This window comes from Algoriphagus sp., from assembly GCF_029254265.1.
Taxonomy (GTDB): Bacteria; Bacteroidota; Bacteroidia; order Cytophagales; family Cyclobacteriaceae; genus Algoriphagus.
The window spans coordinates 1-14,582 of sequence record NZ_JAQWXX010000025.1; the positions used below are offsets into that span (position 1 = coordinate 1).

General features: G+C 42.8%; 10 protein-coding genes and 1 pseudogene. 2 read left to right on the forward strand and 9 right to left on the reverse strand.

Annotated features, from left to right (window positions below; translation table 11 throughout):
- Together P8O16_RS02595 and P8O16_RS02600 are read left to right on the forward strand one after the other, a co-directional pair.
- Window positions 1–96, forward strand: a pseudogene (locus P8O16_RS02595) (IS1595 family transposase); the annotation flags it as partial.
- Between the two features lie 150 nt (window positions 97–246).
- Window positions 247–2,244 carry a sensor histidine kinase gene (locus tag P8O16_RS02600; RefSeq protein WP_300310560.1) on the forward strand — a complete coding sequence of 666 codons (1,998 nt, stop codon included), beginning with the start codon at window positions 247–249 and terminating at the stop codon, window positions 2,242–2,244.
- Window positions 2,245–2,548: 304 nt separating this feature from the next.
- Here P8O16_RS02600 and P8O16_RS02605 read toward each other — a convergent pair whose 3' ends face one another.
- From P8O16_RS02605 to P8O16_RS02645, 9 genes are all read right to left on the reverse strand, one after another.
- Window positions 2,549–2,734, reverse strand: a complete 186-nt coding sequence (locus P8O16_RS02605) for a hypothetical protein (protein WP_300310562.1) — start codon at window positions 2,732–2,734, stop codon at window positions 2,549–2,551.
- Window positions 2,735–2,795: 61 nt separating this feature from the next.
- Complete coding sequence (locus tag P8O16_RS02610; protein ID WP_300310564.1) at window positions 2,796–5,021, reverse strand: molybdopterin cofactor-binding domain-containing protein; 2,226 nt, start codon at window positions 5,019–5,021, stop codon at window positions 2,796–2,798.
- A gap of 91 nt (window positions 5,022–5,112) precedes the next feature.
- Entirely contained in the window at window positions 5,113–5,598 is a 486-nt protein-coding gene (locus tag P8O16_RS02615) for a (2Fe-2S)-binding protein (RefSeq protein WP_300310566.1), read from the reverse strand.
- Between the two features lie 47 nt (window positions 5,599–5,645).
- Window positions 5,646–6,371 carry a hypothetical protein gene (locus tag P8O16_RS02620; RefSeq protein WP_300310567.1) on the reverse strand — a complete coding sequence of 242 codons (726 nt, stop codon included), beginning with the start codon at window positions 6,369–6,371 and terminating at the stop codon, window positions 5,646–5,648.
- 1 nt (window position 6,372) lies between these two features.
- A complete protein-coding gene (locus tag P8O16_RS02625) occupies window positions 6,373–6,810 on the reverse strand; it encodes a nuclear transport factor 2 family protein (RefSeq protein WP_300310569.1) in 438 nt (145 codons plus the stop codon).
- A complete protein-coding gene (locus tag P8O16_RS02630; RefSeq protein ID WP_300310571.1) occupies window positions 6,807–8,840 on the reverse strand; it encodes a S9 family peptidase in 2,034 nt (677 codons plus the stop codon). The genes P8O16_RS02625 and P8O16_RS02630 overlap by 4 nt, the downstream gene beginning before the upstream one ends.
- 122 nt (window positions 8,841–8,962) lie before the next feature.
- Window positions 8,963–10,282 carry an APC family permease gene (locus P8O16_RS02635; protein WP_300310573.1) on the reverse strand — a complete coding sequence of 440 codons (1,320 nt, stop codon included), beginning with the start codon at window positions 10,280–10,282 and terminating at the stop codon, window positions 8,963–8,965.
- 14 nt (window positions 10,283–10,296) lie between these two features.
- On the reverse strand, window positions 10,297–11,988 hold the full coding sequence (ggt, locus tag P8O16_RS02640; protein WP_300310575.1) for a gamma-glutamyltransferase: 1,692 nt from the start codon (window positions 11,986–11,988) through the stop codon (window positions 10,297–10,299).
- 92 nt (window positions 11,989–12,080) lie between these two features.
- Window positions 12,081–14,540, reverse strand: a complete 2,460-nt coding sequence (locus P8O16_RS02645) for a CehA/McbA family metallohydrolase (protein ID WP_300310577.1) — start codon at window positions 14,538–14,540, stop codon at window positions 12,081–12,083.
- Window positions 14,541–14,582: the final 42 nt, after the last annotated feature.

A 14,582-nucleotide genomic window follows, 5' to 3' on the forward strand; every position in this document is an offset into this window, starting at 1 on the left:
CGAATTAATCGCTCCCAGAACAAAGACACCATCTTCAATAATCTAATCATCAGAATGGTAAAAGCAGATAAAATGTATATCTCAAATATGATATGATGTTAAGCGGACACCTCTATCAACAGAATTACTTTTCGGCTGAAGGTTTAGAAGTGTCATTGGGTTTCTGAGAAACTACGTTATGCACCAAATCAATTGCAAAAGGTCTTTTATACTTATCTATTCTTAAAATTAAATTATGTTTGAATAATGGAGAATAGCAACCCAATTGACCTGAAATTAGCTTTTCCAAAAGCGCTTTATTTCACCTTTTCTATTTTCATATTTTTCTTTTTTGGAACGCTAGATTCTTTTGCTCAAAAGCCACAGCTAGACGCTAGTCTATTTAAAGAAGGCTTGCTCAAATTAAAATTCAAAGAGAGTTGGAAATATCAACCTGGTGATAGCTTAGAGTGGGCAAATCCCAATTTTGATGATTCGGGATGGTACAATATTGACCCTATAGGGCTAAAAGCATACCAGATGCCAGATACCTTGTGGAAGGGATATGGATGGTGGAGAATTTCTTTTACTGCTGACCCAAACACTATTGAAAATATAGAAAGACTATACTTTTATTCTTGGGGGGCAGCGGAAATCTACCTTGATGGAAATCTGGTCACTACTTACGGAAATTTTTCACCGGATAACCAACTCGAAAAAACATATAGTCCGGGCTATGAAGGTGATAGGCCCCTGAATATCATGCCAAAAGAAGAACACACTTTGGCCATTCGATTTTCGAATCATCAAGCAAAAAAAAACCATCAAACATTCCGGTATTTTTCTGAAAATCTTGGATTTGACATTGGTTTTTCTTCAAAAATCCGTGCTAAATTTTCTGATCAGCGAAATGCAAATAGCTTTGCTACGCTGTCAGTAATAGTGGTAGTGCTTTCTATATTATTGGTATTACATGCTCTCCTTTATTTCAAAATCAGGAAAGAGGATAGTAACCTTATCATTACGCTGATCACCTTTCTGTTTTTATGCGCCGCTATTTGTGCCCATATACTTTTGTTTGTGGAACTCAACGGCTTTTCTAATCCAATTATAAGTGGGATTTTAAATTCCACAGCTTATGGTTTGGGTTATGGTCTTTTACCCTATTCTCTAAGTTCTTTATTTAAAATAAAAAAATTCTACTGGACCAAACATCTGGTCTGGTTGGCGATTTTTAGAACTGGCAATTATTTTATCAATGTTTTTAATTTTATTGTTTTTGATGCGACCATAATACTTGGGGTCATTATTCTTATGGTAGTTATCATGAAAATAGCCATCAAGGAAAAAAATATTGGGGCGCGTTATGTTGCATTTGGAGCCATAGGCACTTCGGTTTTTCTATTAGTTAATAGGATGATTAATGCCGAAATCTTTTCCTTAAGTACTACCTTATATTATTTAGACCTCATTTTACTATATATCAGTTATCCATTAGGTATTTATATATATATCACCAATCAATATGGTAGGCTTTTTATTGCCATGGAGCAAGAGGTTGAGGAACGTACTCAGGAACTCAATGTCACGATCAACGATCTGACTAAAACCAAAAATGAGCTTTCATCAAAAAATAACGAGAATGTATTACTGCTTAAGGAAATACATCACCGTGTTAAAAATAATCTGGAAGTAGTATCGAGCTTGCTCGCCCTGCAGTTTGCCAAAATAGATGATCCCAACATGCAGGAGATCATGCTAGCTAGCCAAAACAGAGTCCAATCTATGGGTATTTTGCATCAAAAGCTTTATCAGAGCGAACGCTTGGCGTTTATCGAAATGAAAAATTATTTTGAGAATCTCTGCATTAATCTATTGGACTCCTATAATGAAACAGAAAGAATAGAAGTAATTATTGAAATGAAAGAATTTGAATTAGATGTTGACACAGCCTTGCCTCTAGGTTTGATTGTAAATGAGCTGGTTACAAATTCATTGAAATACGCTTTTGCAAAAGGTGAAAAAGGGAGTATTGAGTTAAGTTTAAGAGAATTGAATGACAATAATTTTCAACTTAAAATATCTGATAACGGAGTCGGCAAATCTTTAGACGCAAAAACTAAAAGCACTGGCTTCGGAACTCAGCTGGTAGATTTACTTACTCGTCAAATTGATGGAAAATTAGTACAGGATGTAAGTAATGGGACAATGATTTTAATAGATTTTAAAAAACAGCGGGTTGGCATCGCCCATATTCCTGCCTGAAGTCTTTCTCTCAATCGGTATTTGAGCAATTCACTATCTGGCTCATTCCAACCTTAAATCTAAAAGAAATGGAAGAGATCGAGTACGTCCTTTTTAATTGAGCGAGCAAAAAGACATTGACGAATAAAGTTTAACAATCTCATCATAGGTCTTTATTCAATTAGAAAGCATTCAAAATTCCGATCACAACCAGAAAAATTGTTCCAAGTTTCCCACCTTGTTTTTATCAAGGAGGTTTTAGCGAATTTTTCAAAACAAAGAAATCATCTTCCCCTATCTATTAAGTCTTGCCAGAAAACCTGATTCATCCCACTATTCCATCTCCATCAATATCCTTACCACTTCGCTCCTCCAGAATGTGTAAGGTCTTTAACAGGAGGGTCTTGGTATTTTCAAGTTCTTCTTCTAGATAAAGGACGCGCTGTTCCAGCGAAACAGCTTTTTCTTTTTGCTCCTCGATTTCACTTTGCTGAATTAAATCCCAAAACATTCCCATGATTTTCTAATTTAAGGTTTCAATTAAACTCCTCCTGAGACTTTCAGGAAGCATATTAGGTTGTTTGACGCATCGATTCTCTCAAATCATTTTTAGAAATTGGTAATTGACGAATCCGAATTCCTGTCGCATTGAAAATGGCGTTAGTCACAGCCGGTGCAATCACTGGTGTACTAGGTTCGCCTCCTCCTCCAGGAGAATTTCCAGAATTGATGATATGTGTTTCGATCTTTGGCGCTTCATCCATTCGGGTCACTGGATAGTTGTTGAAATTACCCTGCTGCACCGCACCGTTTTCGATCGTGATTTCTCCGGTCATGGCAGCCGCCAAACCGTAGATAATTCCACTCTCCATTTGCGCAATGAATCCATCCGGATGAATTGCAAAGCCGGCATCTACAGCACAGACTACGCGATGCACTTTTACTTTTCCTTCCACACTTACCTCCACTTCGGCAACCTCAGCTACGATAGTTCCAAAGGATTGAGCGATGGCTATTCCTCTTCCCCAATTCGCAGGAAGGGCTGATCCCCATCCTGATTTTTCCTTTACCAAATCCAGAACCGCCTGGAATCGGGGATTATTTTCGGACAGGTTTTTTCTGTAAGTAAAAGGGTCTTTTTTCGCTGCAAAAGCCATCTCATCTATAAATGACTCCGTCAAAAATCCATGCGTGGAATGATCCACACTTCTCCAATTCCCCCAAGGCACATAGGTGGTCGGATTAGAATACTGAATCAACTGATTAGGAATATCGTAAGGGACATCTGCAGCTTCCGGTGGATGATGCTTGAAGATAAACTGATGCGTGTAGGCAACCGGATTCCCAGATTTATCCAAACCAGCCTTCATCCGACTTAGGGTCGCTTCGCGATAGACATCATGCTGGGTGTCTTCCTCTCTGGACCAGATTAATTTTACTGGAAAGTCTACTTCCTTAGCGATCAATACCGCCTGCTCTATGACATCTGTTTCGGATCTTCTACCAAATCCACCTCCTAAAAGTTGATTGTGAACCGTGATCTGATCAAAGTCTATGTCCAATAATTTTGAGGCTGCAGCTTTTACCCCAAGCGGGTTTTGACTTCCACACCAAATTTCACATTTCCCTTCATGCACCCAAGCGGTACAGTTCATCGGCTCCATGGTGGCGTGAGCCAGAAAAGGAAGCTCGTATTCTGCTTCTACCAAGGTATCTGCACTTTCTAATTCTGCCAAAGCATCCCCTTTTTTGAAATGCAAGTCTAGCTCGTCCTCTGCCAAGGCGGTATCCATGGCTTTCTTATATCCATTGATGATATCCACTTGGCTGAGTTCCTTATTTTCTGTGGATTCAAATTCTATGGGAAGACCATCCAGTGTTGTTTTTGCCTGCCAAAATCCATCTGCAATTACTGCCACAGCATTTCCCAAATTCAAAATCTTATTTACTCCTTTCTGACTTGAGGAAATCGTAGTATCTACAGATTTAACTTTCGCCCCGAAAACCGGGGAAGCTTTAATCGTTGCATATTTCATCCCTGGAACTTGTACATCCATTCCAAACTTGGCTGTCCCATCAACTTTTGCGGGAATATCAAATCTAGGTTTGGAGGTACCCATGATGGTGAATTCTTCCTGAGTCTTGAGTCTCGGTTGTGACGGTGTTTTAACTTGGGCTGCTGCGGGAGCGAGTTCTGCAAAAGTTGCCGTTTGATTACTTGCAGCATGAGTGATAGTACTATTTTGAGCTTTGAGCTCCTCGACGGGAACCTTCCAAGTCTCAGCGGCAGCCTGAAGCAACATGGATTTGGCAGCTGCGCCGGCGATTCGCATTCCTTGCTGACCTGTAAATCTCACTGAGGCAGATCCTCCGGTAATTTGAAAATTCATTGATTTCACCGCAGTGAGGAATATTCCATCGATGGTTCCCTCAAGAAATTTCGGAAAGTGTTTATCTCCTGCAATAAAGCCCTTGGCCAAAATATAGTTTGCGTATTCTTTATCAGCAGGGGCTTCTAAAAATTTAACTTTTGACCAGTCTGCATCCATTTCATCGGCAAGCATCATCGCCAAGGTGGTATGCACGCCCTGCCCCATTTCTGCATGAGGAATGATTGCGGTAACCGTATTATCCGGAGAGATTTTCAACCAAATATTCATGACTGTTTCTCCCTTGTCAGCAATCAGGCCTGCCACTTTTGAGGATCGATTTCCTGGCCGAATAGCTATTCCGATCACGACAGCACCACTTGCTAAAACTCCTGCGCCAATAAATGCGCGTCTAGTCCATTTTTTCATGTGTTTATAATTTGTCTTTTATGGTCACATGGAATCTCGCAGCACTTAATCTTTCCAGTGTGTGTCGTTGTCGTCATGCTCGATTTCATCGCTAAATAATTTCAGGAGTGGAAGAAGATTGAAGTGATTCAGAAGCACGTTTGATAGCAGACTTGATTCGCCCATACATACCGCAGCGGCAAATATTCCCGGACATAGCTGCATCAATTTCTTCATCACTTGGAGCGGGATTAGTATTGAGAAGTGCCACAGCTGACATGATTTGACCGGATTGGCAATAGCCACATTGTGGGGTTTGCTCGGCTATCCATGCTTGCTGTACCACATGAAGTGTGTTTTTATCTTTTGATATTCCTTCTATGGTAGTGATGTTTTTCCCTTCCACAGAAGTCGCAGGAGTAATGCAAGACCGAATAGGCTGTCCATCCACATGAACCGTGCAGGCACCACATTGGGCAATTCCGCATCCGAATTTAGTTCCGGTCAATCCGCACTGTTCGCGAATCGCCCAAAGAAGTGGCATCCCGGCAGGCGCATCTACCTCAAATTCCTTTTCGTTTATCGTTAGCTTAATCATGATTCAGGCATTAGCTTATATTTTCAATATCGGTATTTTGTTCGAAATCATCTAGTTTGTAGTTCTCCAATCAGATTCTCCGCCAAGGCAAGTTGCGACTTATACTCCTGCAGCGAGCGTCCCATCATGGTTCGGACGACAGCTACTTTATTGATGAGAATATCCAAGGTGTTTTTGTCTGGAATCTTGAGGTACATTTCCGTGGTAATAGGCTTATTAAAACGCAGTTCTCCAGTTACCTCAAAATTGATCAGTGTGGCAGCAAGGGGGACAAGCTCCCATTCAGCCTTTTCGACTATTTCATCTCGAAAAACTGTTTTCTTGAGCTGATTGTCATAGGCATTCATTTTATTCACCAGCATCTGATTGAAAAATCGGAGTGTCCCTGATGATTTCATTTGCAAATAGGTCCCATCTGTTGGGGAAAAAGGGAAAGTGGTAAAAACCTTCGTCATGCTTTTGTAGATGGCTAGGGTATCCCAAGAGACTCTTGGCGTGTGAAGCATCTGAAGGAAATTTTGAATCTGATCGTCTTTTTCTTGAGCGAATCGTATGGCTTCCTGTAATGCGACCCGGTCTTGTTTTAAATCCTCCAACATGGATTGAGCCAGGACATCAGCACTTTTATTCTCTACATAGGATTCACGTTGGTTTTCGACAAAAAACCCGAGAACGATCGCTAAAAAGAGCATAAAGAATTCCTTGAAATAGGATTTCCAATTTCTTGAGTGTTGGGTTATTGCGGTTGCTTTGGGATCCTCTTTTTCTTCCATTCTATTCAATTGGTAATGTGACAAACAACTGAGACTTGATTAGCCAAACTCCAGATGCTTTGGTCCACATGGCAGAATAGTTTCCTCCCACAACCGGCTCTTTTGAATCTTCATAGAATCCTTCCCAAGTTCCTGTTTCCCAAGCTAATTTAGTTTCTGGATTAACCTTGATTTCACTTGGAGTTCGGATCCAGTACATATTCGGGCCGCTTGCATTTTGGATATAGTCTTGAAGGGCTTTTTTACCGGCAAGCAGTGTTCCTGCCCCTGTAGTGATGAAGGCATCCTCCGTTGAAAAAGTAGCATTCAAGTCCTCGTCGAATTGGCGAAGAGCGGCATTTGAAGCTTTGCGCTGGGCAAGAATCTGAGTGGAATCAGAATCTTGCGCCATGGCAAAACCAACTACAAAATAGAAAAAGCAGCAGAAGGCTAATTTCACTTTTTGTCTCGGTAATAATTAAACCAACTCAAAATCGCTGCTGACTTGCTCATCAGCATGCTTGGTCGATTGACCAATCCATGAGAAGCATTTGGAATACGGACCATGGCAGATTCCACTCCGTTTAGTTTCAGTGCAGCATAATACTGCTCAGATTCAGAAATCGGTGTTCGGAAATCCTGCTCTCCGGTCAAAAGCATGGTTGGGGTTTTTACATTTCCAACCAGTGAAAGCGGAGATCTTCTCCAGTAATTTTCCTGATCTTCCCAAGGCATCGCACCAAACCAATACTTCGCAAAGAAGGCTGGAGCATCAGCATGTAGCACAAAACTCGTCCAGTTGATCACTGGCTTTGCCACCACAGCGGCTCGGAATCGATTTGTTTTTCCTACGATCCAAGCGGTGAGTACTCCACCACCAGAACCTCCTGTGACAAATAGCTGATTTGAATCCACATAGCCTTTGGCAATCACTGCATCTACGCCAGACATCAAATCTTCGTAGTCATGGTTGGGATAGTCATGATGGATTGAGTTTCCAAATTCCTGTCCGTAACCTGTACTTCCACGGGGATTGGTGTAAAGCACTACATAGCCAGCTGCTGCATATTGCTGTACCTCATAGGAAAATGAATTGCCATACATGGCAAAAGGTCCGCCGTGGATCTCTAGGATGAAAGGGTATTTTTTGCTTGGGTCAAAGTTGGGAGGTGTTACAATCCAGCCTTGGATATCCATTTGGTCAAAACTGGATTTCCACCAGAGTTCCTCCACTTTACCAACTTCTCGGTAGGAAAACACATCGTCATTTACCGAAGTAATGCGCTTGCTTGTTCCATCTACCCAAACGGCAAGATCAGCTGGATGATCTCCTCCGCCTAGGGTATAGGCAAAACGATTATTGGAAGAAGCAGAATAGGAACCTGCATTGTAAGGTCTTCCCAGATCCAACCCTCCTAGTCCTTCGACCACGGTTCGGATCTTTCCGGTCAAGGCGACGTGGCCGATTTTGGTGTCTCCTTTTTCGTCGTATTGAAAATAAATTCCCTTTCCATTGCCTTCCCATTGTGGGTTTGCTGCATCGCGGTCAAGTGCTTCAGTCATATTTTTCACACCAGAACCATCAGCATTCATCACATAAAGATTGCGGACTTGATAGCCTTGGAAGGAATCGTCATTTCCAATATATGCGATTAGTTTCCCATCTGGGGAAATGGCGGGATTTCCATCAGGCCCAAAACGGGAAGTCAAAGCCGTGATTTTTCCGTCTGCTAAGCTCATCTGGTAGATTTCTGAATTGTTCGGAACCAGCTCGTTGTCTTCGTGCAGATTAGCTGAGAAAATCAGGCTTTTTCCATCTTTGGACCATACTGGCGAACCGTAGTCCTGATCGTCGGAAGTCCACTGTCGGGCGGTTCCTCCAGCTAATCCGATCGTGAAAATCTGCTGATTGCCCGGCTTCAAATACCCTGCTCCATCTCCGCGATAGTTGAGCTCGTCAATGAATATGGGCGCATCATTCCATTTTGCTCCTGCAGGAGCAGCAGGAATAGAAAGCATTGACTTTTTTGTTACCGGAACAAAGGATGAAAATGCCAAAGTATTTCCATCCGGAGACCAGGAAACTGAACCTGGGGCATTAGCAGAATTAGTCAAGGCAACAGACTCCTTAGTATCCAAATAAAAGACGAAAAGCTTCATTTTTTCATCTTGCTGATTAGATCGATAGGCTACTTTGGTTCCATCAGGAGACCAGACCGGTCCAAAATCCCGCTGATTCCCTTGGGTCATTGGTCGGTTCTGCGATCCGTCCACATTAGACATCCAAAGATTGGAATAGTCCCGATCGGTCATCACATCCTTAAAGTTTCGGACATAGACTACTTTACTTCCATCCGGAGAAATCTGTGGATCAGAAATATACTCCAGATCAAAAAGATCGAGTGGTTGTAGATTAGTTTTCTGCTGAGCATTCAGCTGCAGATTTGTGAATATCGCAAGGACAACAATTAGATAAATTTTGATTTTCATTGATTTATGCTTTTATGATAAATGTGCTGGGTTAGCGGTTTGATTGATTTCTTAAGAAAATAGATACTGGGTTTCTATAAATGATTTTCTCATAGTTAGATGTGTTTTGGTAGAACAAAAAATTAAACTATTTCTTTTTTAATTGTGGTTTTGAAATAGTTAAGAATATAGTAAAGTATGATCAAAATGCCGAGAGAAATAAAGACTCCCTGAATCTCTGTCCATTGCAATCGCGAAAAAACCCATATTAGGGCAATCAAGACAAAAATGCCAATGATTGATCCCCCCTTTACTTTAAAAACTTCAGGACCAGGATTTTTCTCCCCTATTCTAAATTTGAAAAAGGCCAAAATCACCCCGATATAAATCAGAATGGAGGCAGCTGTGACCAAAATCAATAAATACTTGAAGCTCCCCGTACTCGCTATCACCAATTCCAAAATTGCTAAAAAAAGAATCGCTAGCGCCGGGGTGCCATATTTGGGATGAAGTTTTGCAAATACTTTAGGCAAAATTCCATCAACCGCTCCGGCATAAAGAATCCGGTTTTTAAGTAAAAAAATGGAGCTGAATGTACTCCATACTGCAATAAAAGAAACGATAAGGATTAGAAGAAACCCGGTATTTCCTGCCAATTTTTTGGCTAATTCCGCAAGTGGAGCTTCTTGATTTTCGATCAAAGCCTGACCAAGGACTCCCTGAACAGACAAATGGATCAGACAGAAGATCAACACAACTCCGAAAATTCCTATCACAAATCCTATGGGAGCTGTCCGCTTGGGGTTTTTCATTTCACCACCAATGCTTAACGCTAATTCACCGCCAAGAAATGCAAAGATCAAGAGAAGTGTAGCTTCACCAATCTTGGAAAACTCGGGAAAACCTTTCCATGAAATATTATCCATGTTTATGGCAGAAAGTCCAAAGATCACAAGGGCCAGAATTGCCAAAACCTTGGTAAAGGTCAGTAGTTTCACGAAGATCATACTGTCTTTGATTCCCCGAATACTGAGCAAAGAGATAACTCCTAAAATCACAGAGAAAAACAGAACTCTAGCCCAACTTTCCTGAAAAATCGGGAAAGAAGTGGAAGCGATATCGGCCATGGCATTAAGGAGTGCCGCACAGGCTAAAACACCTACTCCGAATAAATATAGAATGTTAGAAAGAAAACCAGCCAGAGGACCAAATGCCCGCTCTACATAAACATACATCCCTCCAGTATCGGAGATTCTACTACTCACTTCTGCAAAGCATAGTCCGAGAGCTATAAAGATCAGTCCGCAAAAAATATAAGCTAGGATACTTCCATTGCCCAAAATCACAAATACCAAGGCTGGTAAGAGGAATATTCCACTTCCGATAGATATACTGAGCACATTCGTAACTACACTTAGAATGCCGATCTCTCTTTTAAGATTTCCCTCAGTTTTTTCTCCCATTAGTCAAGTTAAATTTAGTATCCTCTGGCCGCTCCATCCTCACTAGCGGAATCAGCTGCACCAACAAATACCCCAAGCTTTGCATCGTAAGTAATTCCCATCAACACCCCAATATTAGTCGTAGGTCTTAAGGTATGTCCCATCTTTTCAAGGGCATCCCGAGTGTCGGGAGAAAGCAAATTGCGCTCGTATAAAATCTGATCGGGAAGCCATTGGTGGTGTATTTTCATCGCTTCAATCGCACGGTCTATTCGCATGTCGTATGCGAGGACATTCAGAACAGTCTGAAAAACAGTATTGATAATTGTCCGTCCGCCTGGACTTCCAATCACGAGATAAGGCTTTCCGCCTTTTGCTACAATCGTAGGAGTCATACTAGAAAGCATTCGTTTTTCAGGAGCTACTAAGTTTGGATTTGTACCGATTTGGCCGGTACTAGTGGTGATTCCTGGTACAGGGTTGAAGTCACCCATTTCGTTGTTGAAAATGAAACCCAACTTCTCTGAACCCATTCCAGCTCCATAGCTATTTTCTAAAGTGTAGGTAAGCGAGATCGCATTACCTTCCTTATCGATCACCGAAAAATGAGTGGTATTATCGCCTCCATACTCTTGGCCAAATTTCGAGGAATCACTCTTTGAAGCGTTGGTCAAGTCAAGATTCTCAAATCTTGCTTTTGCAAAATCTTTGGATATCAACCGGTCAATAGGCATTTCCGAATTAAAATCAGGATCTCCCAAATATTCTGCTCGATCTGCAAAAGCTCTTCGCATAGCCTCAGCTACTAAATGCACATAAGCTGTAGAGTTGAACTCAACATTCGAAATATCCGCAGCTTCCATCAGATTCATCATCTCGATCAGAGCTACTCCTCCCGAACTTGGAGGAGGCATAGAATAAACCTCATAGCCTTTAAATGTAGTCTTCAGCGGAGCACGCTCCACTGCTTCATATTTTGCCAAGTCTTCTTGGGTGATGATCCCACCATTGGCTTTCATGTAGTTTTCAATTTCGGCAGCAACTGCACCTTTGTAGAAGCCATCCCGACCTTGATCACGAATTGCCTCCAAAGTTTTGGCAAGTGCAGGCTGCTTCCAAAGTTCACCCGGAGCTACAACTTCTCCATTGGCTCCGCGAAAGAAGTTTTGCATGATGTCATAGGAAGCATCCATCTTAGAGACGCGAACTGCCGCATTATACAATCCCCAAGACATGGTAAAGCCATTTTTTGCCAGATCCACAGCTGGTTGCACCAAGTCTTTCCAAGGCAATTTCCCATATTTTTGATGGGCCTGAAATAATCCGGCTACTGTACCTGGAACTCCAACAGAAAGCAAACCCTTGTGATTTGAATTGTCTCGGATCTTCCCATTTTCATCTAGAAATATGGTAGGACTTGCTGCCAAAGGTGCTTTCTCCCGAAAATCAAAAGTAGTCACCCCACCATCTGATTTCATTAAGACGATAAATCCTCCACCTCCTATATTGCCAGCTTCCGGATGAGTAACTGCCAGAGCAAAGGCAGTAGCTACCGTAGCATCGATGGCATTTCCTCCCTTTTTCATTATGGCAACTCCTACTTCAGAAGCCAAATAATGATCAGATACCACCATTCCATTTTGTCCGTAGGTTTGTGCTGGTGAAGTCTCAACTGATAAGATGAGAACTGCAAAAAGGGATAGGATAAACTTAATTCTATGATTCATAAATTCTCAGGTGGATAATATTTTTGAAATGATAATGAGGTTACTGATTTCAAGGGAAGAGCCTCTTCTTATTTTTGAAACTTTTCTGAAAATCATTTGTCTGTCATTCCTTTTAATTTTTTGCGGGCATCTTCAAATCGGCTCATCATTCGGTTCATCTCAATTTTGCCATAAGCTTCCCTCGCAATTTTTTCTGAAGCATCAATAGCCCGAATGAGATCGGCGGCAGCGGCCTTTTGAGCCATCGGATCGGTACTTCCAATCGCATTGATCCAAATGGGTGAACTATGGGCAAAAGGTCTTGCATGCATGGTAGGCCAAGTATCTTCCTTGAGTTCGCTGGCAAAGGCACGAATCGCTACCCATCCTCCCGACGGAAGGACCACTTGACCTTGGTATTGTCGGGTTTCTCCTGCTTTAATTCCAGGTAAAGTCTCCACGACTTGACCATTGACGATGATCTCCACTACGTCGATATCATTGGTTCCTACGAGGGTAGCCTTCCAGTCTTGATTTCCACTACTAATTATATCACCAGGTTGAGCATTTTCACCAACTTGAAAAAGTAATGCAGGGCCGGTGGTGACAAATCCTTTTCCAGCCATTGCTGCCTCAAGAACTGACTTGGAAGACATCTCTGCTCCATCCAAGCGCACATAGTTTCTCCCAGTTCCTGCGGCCATGGTTCGGTGAAAATCCACCCACATATCCGTCCCTGACATGGCTGCAACCGGCTGTCCGATATTAAGAAGTCGATACCAAACCTCACTGTTGCCAAGCGGACTGGTCCATGCACACACCATTTCCAAACCGATACGGTCGGCAAGGACTGCATCAGAAATTAATTCGATCGGGATAGGACCATTTTCAAGCTGGTCGAAAGGGTTCGAATCAATTGATACTGGGTGAACATAGGTCGTAAATCCGCCTATGCGATCCGCAAAATCTATCACCTCGCCGTTGCTGCGATCCGGATCTCCGAGTTTTGGATTAGTCGGTCCCCAAAACCAAGGGTAATATGCTTGGTCAAGGCCAATTAAGCTTACATGCCCATGGAAATGTGAGCGTACTTCTTGGCCTTGGTCTACGATTCGTCCATCTTGGATGGTTTCTTTTCCAAGAATGGATGCATCAATTCGCCTTTCCCATCGATTCCAGGACATAGGGGCAAGTAAGTTCAGGTCTTCTCCCGCCATAGCACGAAGCGCATCTTTATGGGTTGCACGATGATGTCCGTCGCCATTCAAATGCACGTGATGATCTGCCGAGACATACCCTGCCGCCGCTGCATCCCAAATAGGCGAAAGGCTCATGCTTACTTCCTTTGCTTTATTGCCCTCAACTGAAACCGTAGATTTTACCACCGGTGTCATCGGACCGCGTGCAGCGGATATCTCATATTTTCCAGTTGGCAGATCGAATTGAGCTTTGCCTTCTACATAAAAATAATGACGTCCCGTTTGTGGGTCAGCATAAGTAGCATCCTCATGGAATGCTACAGGTGATCCATCCTCCCGGACAATAGAAACTCGAGCCGTGACGGGCTTGCCAGCTGCATCATTGACTTGCACATTCAATTTGCCACTCGCTTCACCTAGATCCCAATCTGAAATCATGACCTGTTGAGGCAAACCACCGTAGGTTGAAATTCGCATGAGTCGAAACTGTCGAATTTCGTCCAACTCGACGAAGTATACTTGGTTTCCATCAGCGCTGAAAGCAGGGGTCAGTGCGAAAGGGGCACCATCAGTCAGTCGGTACTTCACCCGTGGATCATCGAGATCCATGGTCCAAAGGTGATAGTCATTGTCGATCGGAGCACTGAAGACGATCAGTCGCTGATCAGGGTGTGCATCAGCAGTGAAATGATAGGTCAAGGTCTGTTCAAGGGCAATCGTGTCGGTTCCAGAATCCATGTCTTTGATGCGAAGTACGCGATTCGCACCGAGGCCATGAAGGTACATGAGACTTTTCCCGTCTGCCAGAATCCGCGAATTGCGCTCCACTTGTCTTAGATCAGTAAGCTGTTCGTCGGCTCCAGTTTCCAGGTTTCTTCGTCTCAGATTGATCGAACCGCTTATCCCTGAAGAGTAATAGATCCACTCGCCATTCGCTGAAAACTCCGGATCAAGCTCGATGGCTTCGGTATCTATCCGGGTTTCTGCTCCACTTTTCAAATCCAAAACAATTACTGCCGTATTTCGCCCTTCATCCCGGACGAATGTCAGTTTATTCCCATCAGGAGACCATCTCGGGCGTGAATCCATTCCTGGGCCTTTGGTCAGTCTGACCGCTTTACCCGTCTCCAAGTTCAAGTTCCAAAGCCATCCTCTGGCTGCAATCGCCAAGTGCTTCCCGTCTGGAGCCGGTGCCGGGTCGGTGGGTCCGTAGGCAAGAATCGGAAGCTCGTGCTGCTCTAAATACACATGATGCCCAAAGTCATTGAGCTTGCTGTATCGATTAGTCCACTGTGCATTAGCTATACTTGAGGACAAGAAGAAGGCTAAAACCGAGATGGAAAATAAGGTGAGCTTTTGGGTAAAATATCTCATTAGGTATTGGTCTATGGTTTAAATTGAAGTGCCTACAGGCAA

Bases quoted from the DNA above. Each gene is read 5' to 3' on its own strand.
- P8O16_RS02645 (WP_300310577.1), bottom strand. From the start codon at position 14,540: ATGAGATATTTTACCCAAAAGCTCACCTTATTTTCCATCTCGGTTTTA.
- P8O16_RS02630 (WP_300310571.1), bottom strand. From the start codon at position 8,840: ATGAAAATCAAAATTTATCTAATTGTTGTCCTTGCGATATTCACAAAT.
- P8O16_RS02635 (WP_300310573.1), bottom strand. From the start codon at position 10,282: ATGGGAGAAAAAACTGAGGGAAATCTTAAAAGAGAGATCGGCATTCTA.
- P8O16_RS02610 (WP_300310564.1), bottom strand. From the start codon at position 5,021: ATGAAAAAATGGACTAGACGCGCATTTATTGGCGCAGGAGTTTTAGCA.
- P8O16_RS02600 (WP_300310560.1), top strand. From the start codon at position 247: ATGGAGAATAGCAACCCAATTGACCTGAAATTAGCTTTTCCAAAAGCG.
- ggt (WP_300310575.1), bottom strand. From the start codon at position 11,988: ATGAATCATAGAATTAAGTTTATCCTATCCCTTTTTGCAGTTCTCATC.
- P8O16_RS02620 (WP_300310567.1), bottom strand. From the start codon at position 6,371: ATGGAAGAAAAAGAGGATCCCAAAGCAACCGCAATAACCCAACACTCA.
- P8O16_RS02615 (WP_300310566.1), bottom strand. From the start codon at position 5,598: ATGATTAAGCTAACGATAAACGAAAAGGAATTTGAGGTAGATGCGCCT.
- P8O16_RS02605 (WP_300310562.1), bottom strand. From the start codon at position 2,734: ATGTTTTGGGATTTAATTCAGCAAAGTGAAATCGAGGAGCAAAAAGAA.